At 60.0% G+C, this 15,665-nt stretch carries 14 protein-coding genes; 11 read left to right on the forward strand and 3 right to left on the reverse strand.

Annotated elements, in window-relative coordinates; translation table 11 throughout:
• Positions 1–107 precede the first annotated feature (107 nt).
• The 7 genes from apaG (at position 108) to AC515T_RS26435 (ending at position 8,185) form a co-directional block, all read left to right on the forward strand.
• Complete coding sequence (gene apaG, locus AC515T_RS26405; protein ID WP_053125932.1) at positions 108–488, forward strand: Co2+/Mg2+ efflux facilitator ApaG/CorD; 381 nt, start codon at positions 108–110, stop codon at positions 486–488.
• Positions 488–1,363, forward strand: a complete 876-nt coding sequence (locus AC515T_RS26410; RefSeq protein ID WP_496530573.1) for a symmetrical bis(5'-nucleosyl)-tetraphosphatase — start codon at positions 488–490, stop codon at positions 1,361–1,363. Before apaG ends, AC515T_RS26410 begins: the two co-directional genes overlap by 1 nt.
• A 33-nt stretch (positions 1,364–1,396) precedes the next feature.
• Complete coding sequence (gene glpE / locus AC515T_RS26415; RefSeq protein ID WP_496530574.1) at positions 1,397–1,726, forward strand: thiosulfate sulfurtransferase GlpE; 330 nt, start codon at positions 1,397–1,399, stop codon at positions 1,724–1,726.
• Positions 1,727–2,026: 300 nt separating this feature from the next.
• Complete coding sequence (locus AC515T_RS26420) at positions 2,027–3,949, forward strand: PrkA family serine protein kinase (RefSeq protein WP_496530575.1); 1,923 nt, start codon at positions 2,027–2,029, stop codon at positions 3,947–3,949.
• Positions 3,950–4,061: 112 nt separating this feature from the next.
• Positions 4,062–5,333, forward strand: a complete 1,272-nt coding sequence (locus tag AC515T_RS26425; protein WP_496530576.1) for a YeaH/YhbH family protein — start codon at positions 4,062–4,064, stop codon at positions 5,331–5,333.
• Positions 5,330–6,895, forward strand: a complete 1,566-nt coding sequence (locus AC515T_RS26430) for a SpoVR family protein (protein WP_496530577.1) — start codon at positions 5,330–5,332, stop codon at positions 6,893–6,895. Before AC515T_RS26425 ends, AC515T_RS26430 begins: the two co-directional genes overlap by 4 nt.
• 63 nt (positions 6,896–6,958) lie before the next feature.
• Entirely contained in the window at positions 6,959–8,185 is a 1,227-nt protein-coding gene (locus tag AC515T_RS26435; protein ID WP_496530578.1) for a multifunctional CCA addition/repair protein, read from the forward strand.
• Positions 8,186–8,337: 152 nt separating this feature from the next.
• Here AC515T_RS26435 and folK read toward each other — a convergent pair whose 3' ends face one another.
• Both folK and folB read right to left on the reverse strand, forming a co-directional pair.
• Positions 8,338–8,856 carry a 2-amino-4-hydroxy-6-hydroxymethyldihydropteridine diphosphokinase gene (gene folK / locus AC515T_RS26440; RefSeq protein ID WP_186652114.1) on the reverse strand — a complete coding sequence of 173 codons (519 nt, stop codon included), beginning with the start codon at positions 8,854–8,856 and terminating at the stop codon, positions 8,338–8,340.
• Positions 8,847–9,200, reverse strand: coding sequence for a dihydroneopterin aldolase (folB, locus tag AC515T_RS26445; protein ID WP_039590767.1), 354 nt, complete (start codon positions 9,198–9,200; stop codon positions 8,847–8,849). The genes folK and folB overlap by 10 nt, the downstream gene beginning before the upstream one ends.
• 74 nt (positions 9,201–9,274) lie before the next feature.
• On the opposite strand from folB, the gene plsY reads away from it, so the two are divergent.
• On the forward strand, positions 9,275–9,844 hold the full coding sequence (gene plsY / locus AC515T_RS26450; protein WP_496530579.1) for a glycerol-3-phosphate 1-O-acyltransferase PlsY: 570 nt from the start codon (positions 9,275–9,277) through the stop codon (positions 9,842–9,844).
• Between the two features lie 8 nt (positions 9,845–9,852).
• Here plsY and tsaD read toward each other — a convergent pair whose 3' ends face one another.
• Positions 9,853–10,878, reverse strand: coding sequence for a tRNA (adenosine(37)-N6)-threonylcarbamoyltransferase complex transferase subunit TsaD (tsaD, locus tag AC515T_RS26455; protein ID WP_116833603.1), 1,026 nt, complete (start codon positions 10,876–10,878; stop codon positions 9,853–9,855).
• A gap of 199 nt (positions 10,879–11,077) precedes the next feature.
• On the opposite strand from tsaD, the gene rpsU reads away from it, so the two are divergent.
• The 3 genes from rpsU to rpoD all read left to right on the forward strand — a co-directional run bounded on the left by rpsU (position 11,078) and on the right by rpoD (position 15,646).
• A complete protein-coding gene (gene rpsU, locus AC515T_RS26460; protein ID WP_002551877.1) occupies positions 11,078–11,293 on the forward strand; it encodes a 30S ribosomal protein S21 in 216 nt (71 codons plus the stop codon).
• 479 nt (positions 11,294–11,772) lie between these two features.
• Complete coding sequence (gene dnaG, locus AC515T_RS26465) at positions 11,773–13,731, forward strand: DNA primase (protein ID WP_496530580.1); 1,959 nt, start codon at positions 11,773–11,775, stop codon at positions 13,729–13,731.
• A 67-nt stretch (positions 13,732–13,798) separates the two neighbouring features.
• On the forward strand, positions 13,799–15,646 hold the full coding sequence (rpoD, locus tag AC515T_RS26470) for an RNA polymerase sigma factor RpoD (protein ID WP_057449625.1): 1,848 nt from the start codon (positions 13,799–13,801) through the stop codon (positions 15,644–15,646).
• Positions 15,647–15,665: the final 19 nt, after the last annotated feature.

The raw sequence follows: 15,665 nt of genomic DNA on the forward strand, positions 1-15,665 counted from the left end.
GATCGCTATCGGGCAGTACGCCAGTCTGGTCTACTACCCGATACTTGGCCTAGACTGATCTCCTGAGTCGCGCCCGCGTCCCGCTTCGTTTTTAAGGCCTTATTTGCATGTCTGATCCTCGTTACCAGGTCGACGTCAGCGTCACCACCCGTTTTCTGGCAGAACAGTCGCAACCCGAGCATGACCGCTTCGCCTTCGCCTACAGCATTACTGTGCGCAACAACGGCTCCTTGCCGGCCAGGCTGCTGTCGCGGCATTGGGTCATCACCGACGGCGACGGCCATGTCGAAGAAGTTCGCGGAGAAGGCGTGGTCGGCCAGCAGCCGTTGATCGACGCTGGTAAAAGCCACAGCTACAGCAGCGGGACGGTGATGACCACCAAGGTCGGCACCATGCAAGGTACCTACCAGATGCTGGCCGAGGATGGCACACGCTTCGACGCCGTCATCAAGCCCTTTCGCCTGGCCGTACCCGGGGCGCTGCACTAATGGCTACGTATGCGGTCGGCGACCTGCAAGGCTGCCTCGACCCGCTCAAATGCCTGCTGGAACGCGTCGCCTTCGATCCGCAAAAAGACACGTTGTGGCTGGTGGGCGACCTGGTCAACCGTGGCCCGCAGTCCCTTGAGACCCTGCGCTTTCTCTACAGCATCCGCCAGTCACTGGTATGCGTGCTCGGCAACCACGACCTGCACCTGCTGGCCGCCTGGCAGAACATCGAGCGCCTGAAAAAGTCCGATACCTTGAGCGAAATCCTCGCTGCCCCCGACTGCGTTGAACTGCTGGAGTGGCTGCGCCAGCAAAAGCTCATGCACTACGACGAGCAACGCAACCTGGCGCTGGTCCATGCCGGCATCCCGCCCCAGTGGTCCCTGCGCAAGGCACTTAAATGCGCCGGCGAGGTAGAGCAGGCCTTGCGCGACGACAATCTGTTCGCGCCCTACCTGGATGGCATGTACGGTAACGAGCCGGTCAAATGGGACAACGACCTCACCGGTAGCGCCCGTCTTCGGGTCATCACCAATTACTTTACGCGCATGCGCTTCTGCACCCGCGACGGCAAGCTCGATCTCAAGGGCAAGGAAGGCATCGAGACCGCACCGCCCGGCTATGCCCCCTGGTTCAAGCACAGCGAGCGCAAGACCCGTCACCTGAAGATCATTTTCGGGCACTGGGCGGCATTGGAAGGCCAATCCGACGAGCCCGGCGTCTTCGCTCTCGATACCGGCTGCGTGTGGGGCAGCGCCATGACGCTGATGAACGTCGATACTTTCGAGCAACTGCGTTGCGATTGCGACGAACAGGGCCACGCTAAAATCCATCACCCGACCACTGCACCATCGCCGGCCGGCACTGCCGTTTGACCGGCGTTGCGTTCCAGCGCTACAGGAGTCCTCATGACCGAATTCAAACGCATCCCCCCGGAAAAAGCCCAGACCCTGCGCGAGCAAGGCGCGGTCATCGTCGACGTCCGCGACCCAGCCACTTTTGCGGCTGCGCATATCAGTGGTTCCAGGCATCTGGATAACCACTCCATCGCCGACTTCATCCGGGCCGCCGACCTCGACGCACCTACCGTGGTGGTCTGCTATCACGGCAACTCCAGCCAGAGCGCAGCCGCCTACCTGGTCAGCCAGGGCTTCAGTGATGTCTACAGCATGGACGGCGGTTTTGAGTTGTGGCGTACGACTTATCCTTCAGAAATAGCGCAAGGCACTCGCGAATAATTTTTTATGCCGTCCCAAGCCCGCGAGAACCGTGGGCTTGAGCACTGGCAGACGAACGGTCTGCCACAACTAATTACGTATTCCACCTTTACCTCCGTGATTCCGAACTATCCTTAGCCTCAGGCCATCCAAAACAGGGGAGAGCCGGTACACCGGCGCGCGGGTCATCGGGAGTCAGCTTTCAGGAACCTGCATTCTTGAAAGCATTCTGGGGGGTAAACGGCAGCTGGGTTCCCAGCGGCTGTCCAGCATCGACTGATTGATCCGACACCGGCTCCACGTATCGAGCGAGGTGACGTCATGAGCATTTTTAGCCACTTCCAGCAACGTTTCGAGTCCACGCGGCAAGAGGAATACTCGCTGCAGGAATACCTCGAACTCTGCAAGCAGGACCGCAGTGCCTATGTGTCGGCTGCGGAGCGTCTGTTGCTGGCCATCGGAGAACCGGAGCTGCTGGATACCTCGACCAACTCGAGGCTCTCGCGCATCTTCTCCAACAAGGTGATTCGCCGCTATCCGGCCTTTGCGGACTTCCACGGGATGGAAGAATGCATCGAACAGATCGTGTCCTACTTCCGCCATGCCGCCCAAGGCCTGGAAGAGAAGAAGCAAATTCTTTATCTGCTCGGCCCCGTGGGTGGCGGTAAATCGTCCCTGGCCGAAAAACTCAAGCAACTGATCGAAAAAGTGCCCTTCTACGCCATCAAGGGCTCGCCGGTGTTCGAATCGCCCCTGGGGCTGTTCAACGCCACCGAGGACGGCGAAATCCTCGAGGAAGACTTCGGTATTCCACGCCGCTACCTCAATACCATCATGTCGCCATGGGCGACCAAGCGCCTGGCCGAGTTCGGCGGCGATATCAGCCAGTTCCGGGTGGTCAAGCTCTACCCCTCGATCCTCAACCAGATCGCGGTAGCCAAGACCGAGCCGGGGGACGAAAACAACCAGGACATCTCGGCCCTGGTGGGCAAGGTCGATATCCGCAAACTGGAAGAATTCCCACAGAACGACGCCGACGCCTACAGCTATTCGGGTGCGCTGTGCCGGGCCAACCAGGGCCTGATGGAATTCGTCGAAATGTTCAAGGCGCCCATCAAGGTGCTGCACCCACTGCTGACCGCCACCCAGGAAGGCAACTACAACAGCACCGAGGGCCTGGGGGCCATTCCGTTCACCGGCATCCTGCTGGCGCACTCCAACGAGTCGGAATGGCACACCTTCCGTAACAACAAGAACAACGAAGCCTTCATCGACCGGATCTATATCGTCAAGGTGCCGTACTGCCTGCGCGTGACCGACGAGGTGAAGATCTACGACAAGCTGCTGTTCAACAGTTCGCTGTCCAAGGCGCATTGCGCCCCCGACACCCTGAAGATGCTGGCCCAGTTCACGGTGCTGTCGCGCCTCAAGGAGCCGGAAAACTCCAACATCTATTCGAAGATGCGCGTGTACGACGGTGAAAACCTCAAGGACACCGATCCGAAGGCCAAGTCGATCCAGGAATATCGCGACAACGCCGGCGTCGATGAAGGGATGAACGGGCTGTCCACACGCTTCGCGTTCAAGATCCTGTCCAAGGTCTTCAACTTCGACCCCCACGAGATCGCCGCCAACCCGGTTCACTTGCTGTATGTGCTGGAACAGCAGATCGAGCAGGAACAATTCCAGGCCGAAACCCGCGAGCGTTACCTGCGTTTCCTCAAGGAATACCTGGCGCCGCGCTACATCGAGTTCATTGGCAAGGAAATCCAGACCGCGTACCTGGAGTCCTACAGCGAATACGGCCAGAACATCTTCGACCGCTATGTGCTGTACGCAGACTTCTGGATCCAGGACCAGGAATACCGCGACCCGGAAACCGGCGAGATACTCAATCGCGTAGCCCTCAACGAAGAACTGGAAAAAATCGAGAAACCGGCAGGCATCAGCAATCCGAAGGATTTCCGCAACGAAATCGTCAACTTCGTGCTGCGCGCCCGGGCCAACAACAACGGCAAGAACCCAACTTGGCTCAGCTATGAAAAGCTGCGGGTGGTCATCGAGAAGAAAATGTTCTCCAACACCGAAGACCTGCTGCCCGTCATCAGCTTCAACGCCAAGGCCAGCAAGGAGGACCAGCAAAAACACAACGATTTCGTCACACGCATGGTCGAACGTGGCTACACCGACAAACAGGTACGACTGCTTTCCGAGTGGTACCTGCGGGTCCGGAAATCGCAGTAAGCAGCGGCAAGCTTCTAGCTACAACCGCAAGGGAGCGGCGTCGAGCCCAAGGCTCGACGCCACGCCCCTTACGGCTTGAGGCTTACGACTTGAAGCTCCCCTGGAGGGGCCTATGAGCTATGTGATCGACCGACGCCTTAATGGCAAGAACAAGAGCACGGTGAACCGCCAGCGGTTTCTGCGGCGTTACCGTGACCACATCAAGAAGGCCGTCGAAGAGGCGGTCAGCCGGCGCTCCATTACCGACATGGAACACGGCGAACAGATCAGCATCCCCGGCCGCGACATCGACGAGCCGGTGCTTCACCATGGTCGCGGCGGCAAACAGACCGTCGTGCACCCTGGCAACAAGGAATTCACCAGTGGCGAGCACATCCCCCGGCCCCAGGGCGGCGGTGGCGGCAAAGGCCCCGGCAAGGCCGGCAACTCCGGCGAAGGTATGGATGAGTTCGTCTTCCAGATCACCCAGGAGGAATTCCTGGAGTTCATGTTCGAGGACCTGGAGCTGCCGAACCTGGTCAAGCGCAACCTGACCGGTACCGACACCTTCAAGACCGTGCGTGCCGGTATCAGCAATGAAGGCAACCCATCGCGCATCAACATCATCCGCACCCTTCGTTCGGCCCACGCCCGGCGCATCGCACTGTCGGGCAGCAGCCGGGCCAAACTGCGCGAAGCCAAGGAAGAACTAGCCCGCCTGAAACGCGAAGAACCCGACAATTTCGGCGACATTCAGGACCTTGAAGCGGAAATCGAGAAACTCAGCGCACGCATCCACCGCGTGCCGTTCCTCGATACTTTCGATCTCAAGTACAACCTGCTGGTGAAACAACCCAACCCCAGCTCCAAGGCGGTGATGTTTTGCCTGATGGACGTTTCCGGCTCCATGACCCAGGCCACCAAGGACATCGCCAAGCGTTTCTTCATCCTGTTGTACCTGTTCCTGAAGCGGAACTACGACAAGATCGATGTGGTGTTCATCCGCCACCACACCAGCGCGCGGGAAGTGGACGAAGAGGAGTTCTTCTACTCCAGGGAAACCGGCGGCACCATTGTCTCCAGCGCCCTGAAACTGATGCAGGAAATCATGGCCGAACGCTACCCCGCCAGTGAATGGAACATCTATGCGGCCCAGGCGTCGGACGGTGACAACTGGAATGACGATTCACCGATCTGCCGTGACATCCTGATCAACCAGATCATGCCGTTCGTCCAGTACTACACCTATGTGGAAATTACCCCACGCGAACACCAGGCCTTGTGGTACGAATACGAACGGATTGCCGAAGCATTTTCCGACACATTTGCCCAACAGCAACTGGTCTCGGCCGGGGATATCTACCCGGTCTTCCGTGAACTCTTCCAGCGCAGGTTAGTGACATGACCGCCAAAAAAGAGCAGAAGCGCCAGCCCATTTCCACCGGCTCCGAATGGACGTTCGAGCTGATCAAGGCCTACGACCGCGAAATCAGCCGTATCGCGGACCGTTATGCCCTCGACACCTACCCAAACCAGATCGAGGTGATCACCGCCGAGCAAATGATGGACGCCTACGCGTCGGTCGGCATGCCGCTGGGCTATCACCACTGGTCCTACGGCAAGCACTTCCTCAGCACCGAAAAATCCTACAGCCGCGGTCAGATGGGGCTGGCCTATGAAATCGTGATCAATTCCGACCCCTGCATCGCCTACCTGATGGAAGAAAACACCATCTGCATGCAGGCCCTGGTGGTGGCGCATGCCTGCTACGGCCACAACAGCTTCTTCAAGGGCAACTACCTGTTCCGCACGTGGACCGATGCCAGCTCGATCATCGATTACCTGGTGTTCGCCAAGCAGTACATCATGCAATGCGAGGAGCGCCACGGTATCGACGCGGTGGAGGACCTGCTGGACTCCTGCCATGCCCTGATGAACTACGGCGTGGACCGCTACAAACGACCGTATCCGATTTCCGCCGAAGAGGAACGCCGGCGCCAGAAGGACCGTGAAGAGCACCTGCAAAAACAGATCAACGATCTATGGCGCACCATTCCCAAGGGTGCGGACAAGTACAATGAAAAAGACAACGCCCGCTTCCCTGCCGAGCCCCAGGAGAACATTCTCTATTTCATTGAAAAACATGCGCCGCTGCTGGAGCCCTGGCAGCGGGAAATCGTGCGCATCGTGCGCAAGATCGCCCAGTATTTCTACCCACAGCGCCAAACCCAGGTAATGAACGAAGGCTGGGCCACGTTCTGGCACTACACGCTGATGAATGACCTGTACGACGAAGGCCTGGTCACCGACGGCTTCATGATGGAGTTCCTGACGTCCCACACCAGCGTGGTGTTCCAGCCTGGTTTCGACAGCCCGTACTACAGCGGCATCAATCCTTACGCGCTGGGTTTCGCCATGTACCGCGACATTCGGCGCATGTGCGAAAACCCTACCGAGGAAGATCGTCGTTGGTTCCCGGAAATCGCCGGCTCGGACTGGCTGTCCGCCATCAAATTCGCCATGAGCAGCTTCAAGGACGAGAGTTTCATCCTGCAGTACCTCTCACCCAAGGTGATCCGCGACCTGAAATTGTTCAGCATCCTCGATGACGACCAGAAAGACGACCTACTGGTGCCTGCCATCCATGACGAAGGCGGTTATCGCATCATCCGCGAAACCCTGGCGGCGCAATACAACCTGGGCAATCGCGAGCCCAACGTGCAGATCTACAGCATCGACCGCCGGGGAGATCGCTCACTGACCCTGCGCCATCAGGCGCACGACCGCAAACCGTTGGGTGACTCCACCGATGAAGTGCTCAAGCACCTGCATCGCCTCTGGGGCTTCGACATCCACTTGGAAACCCTGCAAGGCGACCAAGTGATGAAAACCCATCATGTACCGCCCAGAGGCGAACAAGCCGAAGGCGACTATGGCCGCCTGGACCTGGCCGTCATTCATCTTTGATCCCGTTTTCGCCTCCGGACGTCTGACGCAAAGGTTATCCTGTCGGACCAACGGAGGTTTTTTATGCAGATCTATAAAGTTGGCGGCGCCGTACGCGATCGCCTGCTGGGCATTCCCGTCACCGACGTCGATCGGGTCGTCGTGGGAGCCACCGCCGAGGAAATGCTCGCCAAGGGTTTTCGCCCCGTGGGGGCTGACTTTCCGGTATTCCTCGACCCGAAGACCGGCGAGGAATACGCCCTGGCACGCACCGAGCGCAAGAGCGGCCGCGGCTATGGCGGTTTCGTGTTCCACGCCAGCCCTGAAGTCACCTTGGCGCAAGACCTGGTCCGCCGGGACTTGACCATCAACGCCATGGCTGAAGATGACCATGGCAACCTGACCGACCCGTACCACGGCCAGCGCGATCTGGAAGCCCGGGTGCTGCGTCACGTATCCCCCGCTTTCGCCGAAGATCCGCTCCGGGTCCTGCGGGTTGCCCGCTTTGCCGCGCGTTATGCGCCGCTGGGTTTCAAGGTGGCGGACGAAACCCTCGAACTGATGCGCCAGCTCAGCGCGTCCGGCGAATTGGAGGCGTTGACGGCTGAGCGCAGTTGGAAAGAGATTTCCCGCGCCCTCATGGAAAAACAACCACAGGTATTTATCCAGGTCTTGCGCGACTGCACGGCCCTCAAGGTCTTGATGCCCGAGGTCGACGCGCTGTTCGGCGTGCCGCAGCCTGAAGCCCATCACCCGGAAATCGATACCGGCGTCCATACCCTGAGCGTGCTGGAGCAGGCGGCACTGCATCAACAACCGCTAACGGTCCGCTGGGCCTGCCTGCTCCATGATCTGGGTAAAGGCCTGACCCCCCAACACGAATGGCCGCGGCACATCGCCCATGAGCACACGGGCTTGAAGCTGATCAAAACCGTCAGCGAGCGCTTCAAGGCGCCCCGCGACTGTCAGGAACTGGCGTTATTGGTGGGCCAATACCATACCCATGGTCATCGCGCGCTTGAACTGAAGGCATCTACTTTGCTTGAGCTGCTACAAAGTTTTGATGTGTACCGTCGCCCCCAGCGCTTCGAGGAATTCATTGCGGCATGCGAGATGGATGCGCGAGGGCGCAAGGGGCTGGAGCAGCGAAGTTATCCACAGGCTGATTATCTGCGGGGCGCCGCAGCAGCGGCTCGTGCAGTGGCGGTGCAGCCTTTGCTGGAAAAGGGCTTCAAGGGGCCGGAGCTGGGAGAGGCAATCAAGCGTGAGCGTCTCCGGGCGTTGAAGGCCTACAAGGAGGCGGCGAGCTGAGGGAAGTTTGAGGTCAGCTTGCATTTGTGCCGAATGCACCGCCGTCATCGCGAGCAAGCTCGCTCCCACATTAGAATTTCAGCGAACACATATCTTGTGTTCAACCGAGATCCACTGTGGGAGCGAGCTTGCTCGCGATGACGGCAGGCGCCTCACAGCAGATTCGACGGTGTAAGCGGCTGGCCTCGCCATTCGAAAGCCACCGGCGCCAGCACCTGGTCGATCTGCGCTTCTTCCCACAAGGTGGCAAAGCTTTTGCCCACACCGGGGTGAATCCGATCCGGCGCGATCAACGACAAAGGCCACAGGACGAAGGCGTTCTTGAGGATTTCCGCGCGCGGCAGGATCAGCCCATCGAAGTTACCGACCTGTTCGCCATACAACAACACGTCGATATCCAGTGGCAGTCCCTTGCGGTCCGGCGCATAGCGACCGTTGTCCGCCTCGATGAACTTGAGGCGACGATCCAACTCCATCAGCGGCAGATCCGTGAAGGCCGAGACGACAAAGTTGAAGAACGGCCCGCTCTTGATCCCAACCGGCTGGCTCTCGAACACGGCCGAACAGCGCATGTCCACCAGGAATCCAGCCAAGGCCTCAAGACCGGCGCATAGATGGGTTTCGCGCTCGATATTGCTGCCGAGTCCGAGAAAAACCTGAGTCAGCGACATCCGCGCTCGATCTCCACGCCAACGCCGCTGGCCGCCGGTACGGCGCCAGGCTTGGTCACTTTCAGACGCAGCCAGGTGATCTTGAACTCGTCCATAAGCTCCTGGGCCAGCCGCTCGGCAAAGGTCTCGACCAACTGGAACTGCGCCTGCTCGGCAAATGCCTGGATGCGCGACGACACGCTGGCGTAGTCGAGCGCCAGGGTCAGGTCGTCGCCCGCGGCGGCCGGGCGGTTGTCCCAGGCGAAGCTCAGGTCAAGCCGCAGGCACTGTCGGATGCCTCGCTCCCAGTCGTAGGCACCGATTACCGTGTCGACTTCCAGGCCCTCGATAAACACTCTGTCCAAGCACTCTTCTCCGCAGCACGACAAGGGCGCGATGCCCCGTTAGAATCAGGGCGTCCTCGCCCGGAATAGTTAGCATGTTTTGGTTACTGGCGATTTTCGCCTACCTGCTCGGCTCGCTGTCCTTCGCCATTTTGCTCAGCCGCCTGACCGGTCGCCCGGATCCGCGAATGAGTGGCTCAGGCAATGCCGGCGCCACCAACATGCTGCGCCTGGCCGGACGCAAACTCGCCATCCTGACCCTGCTGGGCGACCTCTGCAAAGGCCTTGTCCCGGTATTGATCGCCAGCCTTGCAGGGCTCTCGTTGCAGCAACAGGCCTGGATCGGCGTCTGCGCCGTCATCGGCCACTTATTCCCGCTGTACTTTCGCTTCCGTGGCGGCAAGGGTGTCGCCACCGCCGCCGGCATGCTGCTGGGCCTGTACCCGCCCGCCGCCCTGCTGGCGGTCTGTGCCTGGCTGCTGACGTTCTACCTGACCCGCACCAGTTCCCTTGCCGCGCTGATCGCCACGCCGCTGACCCTGCCATTGCTGGCCTGGCAGGAACCGGCGGCCTTGCTGCCAATGACCGCGCTGGTTGCGCTGATCGTCTGGCGCCACCGGGGCAATCTACGCGACCTGTTCGCCGGGCGCGAACGGCATTTTTAAATGCCGTTTCACAGGGGTGCCAACTGCTCCATGGGCCAGCGCGCCTGCACACTGATTGCCAGGCTTTCCTGCTGGCCGGCCTGCAAACGCTGGCAGCCGGCAAAGGCAATCATCGCGCCGTTATCGGTGCAGAACTCCGGCCGGGCGTAGTAAACGTCGCCCTTCATGTCACCGAGCATTTTCTCCAATGATGTGCGCAAGGCCTTGTTCGCACTCACGCCCCCGGCGATCACCAGGCGCTTGAGGCCGGCCTGCTTCAGGGCACGCTTGCACTTGATGGTCAAAGTCTCCACCACGGCCTGCTGGAACGCCAGCGAGATGTCGCAACGGGCTTGCTCACTGTCGTCCCCGGCGCTGACGCACTGCTGCCAGGTGTTCAGGGCGAAGGTCTTCAGCCCGCTGAAACTGAAATCCAGGCCGGGGCGGTCGCACATCGGCCGCGGAAACACGAAACGCCCATCGACCCCTTGCGTCGCAAGCCGGGAAATTTCCGGCCCGCCTGGATAATTGAGCCCCATCATTTTTGCGGTTTTGTCGAATGCTTCGCCGGCGGCATCGTCGAGGGTTTCGCCGAGCAACTCGTATTGGCCGATGCCATCGACCCGGATGAGCTGCGTATGGCCGCCCGACACCAACAAAGCGACGAACGGGAATTGTGGCGGTTGCGACTCCAGCATCGGTGCCAGCAGGTGGCCTTCCATGTGATGCACGCCCAGGGCCGGAATCCCCCAGGCAAAGGCCAGCGCCTGGGCGCAGGAAGCGCCGACCAGCAACGCGCCCACCAGGCCCGGGCCGGCGGTGTAGGCGATGCCGTCGATCTCGGTCGGCACGCAGCCGGCTTCGGCCAGTACCTGGCGGATCAAGGGCAGCATGCGCTTGACGTGATCGCGGGAGGCAAGCTCTGGCACCACCCCGCCGTAGGCACGGTGCAGGTCGATCTGGCTGAACAGCGCATCGGCCAGCAGGCCGCGCTCACTGTCGTAAAGTGCGACACCGGTTTCGTCGCAGGAAGTTTCTAATCCCAGTACTAGCATGGGTTTGCGCCTTGTAGAGGCTGAATTCGAAGGCGCGCATAATAGTCGCCGCGTTGTGCCCCGACCAGCGGTTTTCGATCAGAGGCTTTGCATTCCGAGCGTTGAGGGGTTAACATCCGCAACCCTTAAAAACCGACGTCTTCAAGTGCTCTTTTGCCGCGAGGATGTTGACCCCGGTAATGAATGAAGGTAGCTCTGGATGCCAGCCGTCAAAGTAAAAGAGAACGAACCCTTCGACGTAGCTCTGCGTCGTTTCAAGCGCTCCTGCGAAAAAGCCGGTGTTCTGGCTGAAGTTCGTAGCCGCGAATTCTACGAGAAGCCGACTTCTGAGCGTAAGCGCAAGGCAGCAGCCGCTGTTAAGCGTCACGCCAAGAAAGTTCAGCGCGAACAGCGCCGCGCCGTACGTCTGTACTAATACACAGACGTCCGTAGCAAGCTTCTGCCAAGCCCGGCCTTCAAGCCGGGCTTATGGCATTTGCGGAATAACGCTTGATGCTTCACCGTCAAAGTCGCAGACGCGACCAAGACAACCCGCTTCACCGCGTCAGACCTGGCTCTTTTGCCAGCGGTGCACGTCTTTCCTGACGAGCCTTCCAAGGCTACCGACGAGCACACCCTGATTCCTCTAACGACGATCAGCCCAAGGCACCTGCCTGCGTGCCCGCTTCATGAGCTATCCGAGGCCTGACCGGCCGTTACCGGACTCAGCGCAACACATTCAAACAGTCGAATACTGATAGTTACTAACGTCAGTGGATTATCGGCAGATACACTTCCCGACAGCGATGATGCAGACGACCCGGTCGAGCCACCGATTCAGCGTGCCTCACACCCAGACCCGGTTACGCCTGCCGACTTCGGGTCCATATTTCGCGCAGTGATGATGAGAACGCCATGGCCGGGCTGATTCCCCAGAGCTTTATTGACGACCTCCTGAACCGCACCGACATCGTCGACGTGGTCAGCTCTCGCCTGCAAATGAAGAAAGCAGGCAAGAACTACACGGCCTGCTGCCCGTTTCACAAAGAGAAAACGCCTTCTTTCAGCGTCAGCCCCGACAAGCAGTTCTACTATTGCTTCGGTTGCGGCGCGGGCGGCAATGCCCTCGGCTTCATCATGGACCACGACAACCTGGACTTTCCCCAGGCCGTCGAAGAACTGGCCAAAGCCGCCGGCATGGAAATTCCCCGCGAGGAAAGCGGTCGACCGCACAAACCGCGCCAACCGACCGATTCACCGCTGTACCCGCTACTGACGGCGGCGGCCGATTTCTATCGCCAGGCCCTCAAGAGCCATCCGGCGCGCAAGGCTGCGGTGGATTATCTCAAGGGCCGCGGCCTGACTGGCGAAATCGCCCGAGACTTCGGCCTCGGATTCGCCCCGCCCGGCTGGGACAACCTGTACAAGCATCTAAGCAGCGATACGCTGCAGCAGCGCGCCATGATCGACGCAGGCCTGCTGATCGAGAATGCCGAAACCGGCAAGCGTTACGACCGCTTCCGCGACCGGGTCATGTTTCCGATCCGCGACACGCGCGGGCGGATCATTGCTTTCGGTGGCCGGGTACTGGGTGACGACAAGCCCAAGTACCTGAACTCCCCGGAAACCCCGGTGTTCCATAAGGGCCAGGAACTCTACGGCCTGTACGAAGCGCGCAAGAACAACCGCAACCTCGACGAAATCATCGTCGTCGAGGGTTACATGGACGTGATAGCCCTGGCCCAGCAAGGCCTGCGCAACGCCGTCGCGACCCTGGGCACGGCCACCAGCGAAGAGCACATGAAGCGCCTGTTTCGCGTTGTGCCCAATGTGCTGTTCTGTTTCGACGGCGACCAGGCTGGCCGCAACGCCGCCTGGCGTGCGCTGGAAGCTACCTTGCCGTGCCTGCAGGACGGCCGGCGGGCACGTTTCCTGTTCCTGCCCGAGGGCGAGGATCCGGATACCCTGGTACGCTCCGAAGGAACCGACGCGTTCCGTGCGCGGATCAACCAGCACGCACAACCGTTGGCCGACTATTTTTTCCAGCAGTTGACCGAAGAAGCCGATCCACGCTCCCTCGAAGGCAAGGCCCACATGGCCACCCTTGCGGCGCCACTGATCGACAAGGTGCCCGGCGCCAACCTGCGCACGCTCATGCGCCAGCGCCTGACCGAGATCACCGGCCTCAACAGCGAAGCGGTCAATCAACTGGTGCACAGCGCCCCCCTGGAGGCGCCGCCGGCGTATGACCCGGGCATCGATTACGACGCGATGCCGGATTTCGCCGACTATCATCAACCCCAGCAGGATTACGCCCCGCAGCAGGAGTGGACGCCGAAAAAACCCGGCAGCGGCGGCAAGAAATGGGACAAGAAACCCTGGGACAAGAACGGCAAGCGCGGTGATCGCGACCAGCCACGTGCCCCGCGCGTGCCGGCCGCCGTCGAACCCCCAACACTGGCCGCCTTGCGCACCTTGCTGCATCACCCGCAACTGGCGGAAAAAGTAGAGGATGCGGGGCACTTCGCCGCCGAGGACCACAGCAATACGCAATTGCTGGTCGCCCTCCTTGAAGCCGTGCAGAAGAACCCCAAGCTAAACTCTTTCCAGTTGATCGCACGGTGGCACGGGACCGAACAGGGACGCCTCTTGAAGGCCCTGGCCGAGAAGGAATGGCTGATTGATGGAGACAACCTTGAACAACAGTTTTTCGACACCATTACTAGCTTGTCCGCCCGCCAACGCGAGCGAAACCTGGAACAACTTCTGCAAAAAGCTCGCCAGAGCGAGTTGACCAGCGAAGAGAAAAACCAATTGCGCGACTTACTCAGCCGCAATGTTTGCGCATCAAACCCGACCTCAACTGGCGCGTGAGGTCACAGCTCAGGTATAATCCTCGGCTTGTTTTTTGCCCGCCAAGACCTTCAGTGGATAGGGTGTTATGTCCGGAAAAGCGCAACAGCAGTCTCGTATCAAAGAGTTGATCCTATTGGGTCGTGAGCAGGGCTACCTGACTTACGCGGAGGTCAACGACCACCTGCCGGAGGATATTTCAGATCCGGAACAGGTGGAAGACATCATCCGCATGATCAACGACATGGGGATCAACGTATTCGAGGTTGCTCCAGATAAGGATGCCCTTATGCTGGCCGACGCCGATACCGACGAGGCGGCCGCTGAAGAAGCGGCCGCAGCGTTGGCAGCGGTCGAGACCGACATTGGTCGCACCACGGACCCCGTGCGCATGTACATGCGTGAAATGGGTACGGTAGAGCTCCTCACACGTGAAGGCGAAATCGAAATCGCCAAGCGTATTGAAGAAGGCATCCGTGAAGTGATGGGCGCGATCGCGCACTTCCCTGGCACGGTTGACCATATTCTCTCCGAGTACACCCGCGTCACCACCGAAGGTGGCCGCCTGTCCGACGTCCTGAGCGGCTATATCGACCCGGACGACGGCATTGCGCCGCCTGCCGCCGAAGTGCCGCCGCCGATCGATGCGAAAGCCGTCAAGGCCGACGACGACACCGATGACGACGACGCCGAAGCGAGCGACGACGAGGAAGAAGCCGAAAGCGGTCCGGACCCGGTCATCGCCGCACAGCGTTTCGGCGCTGTGGCCGACCAGATGGAAATCACCCGCAAGGCGCTGAAGAAGCACGGTCGCAACAACAAGCAGGCGATTGCCGAGCTGTTGGCACTGGCCGAGCTGTTCATGCCGATCAAACTGGTGCCGAAGCAATTCGAAGGCCTGGTCGAGCGTGTTCGCAGTGCCCTGGATCGCTTGCGTCAGCAAGAGCGCGCGATCATGCAGCTTTGCGTGCGTGACGCCCGCATGCCACGTGCTGATTTCCTGCGCCAGTTCCCAGGCAACGAAGTCGACGAAAGCTGGACCGATGCATTGGCCAAGGGCAAGAGCAAATACGCTGAAGCCATTGCCCGCCTGCAGCCGGACATCGTTCGTTGCCAGCAGAAACTGAGTGCGCTGGAGGCCGAGACTGGCCTGAGCATCGCCGAGATCAAGGACATCAACCGTCGCATGTCGATCGGCGAGGCCAAGGCCCGTCGCGCGAAGAAAGAGATGGTCGAAGCGAACTTGCGTCTGGTGATCTCCATCGCCAAGAAGTACACCAACCGCGGCCTGCAATTCCTCGACCTGATCCAGGAAGGCAACATCGGCCTGATGAAGGCGGTGGACAAGTTCGAATACCGTCGCGGCTACAAGTTCTCGACCTATGCCACCTGGTGGATCCGTCAGGCGATCACTCGCTCGATCGCCGACCAGGCCCGCACCATCCGTATCCCGGTGCACATGATCGAGACGATCAACAAGCTCAACCGCATTTCCCGGCAGATGCTGCAGGAAATGGGTCGCGAACCGACGCCGGAAGAGCTGGGCGAACGCATGGAAATGCCTGAGGACAAGATCCGCAAGGTATTGAAGATCGCCAAAGAGCCGATCTCCATGGAAACCCCGATCGGCGATGACGAAGACTCCCATCTGGGGGACTTCATCGAAGACTCCACCATGCAGTCTCCGATCGATGTCGCCACTGTCGAGAGTCTCAAGGAAGCGACTCGCGAAGTACTCTCCGGCCTCACTGCCCGTGAAGCCAAGGTACTGCGCATGCGCTTCGGCATCGACATGAATACCGACCACACCCTTGAGGAAGTCGGTAAGCAGTTCGATGTAACCCGTGAGCGGATTCGCCAGATCGAAGCCAAGGCGTTGCGCAAACTGCGCCACCCGACGCGAAGCGAGCATCTGCGCTCCTTCCTCGACGAGTGACCTTCAAAACCCCCGGCCC

The sequence above is a fragment of the Pseudomonas sp. FSO-7 genome (assembly GCF_059579345.1).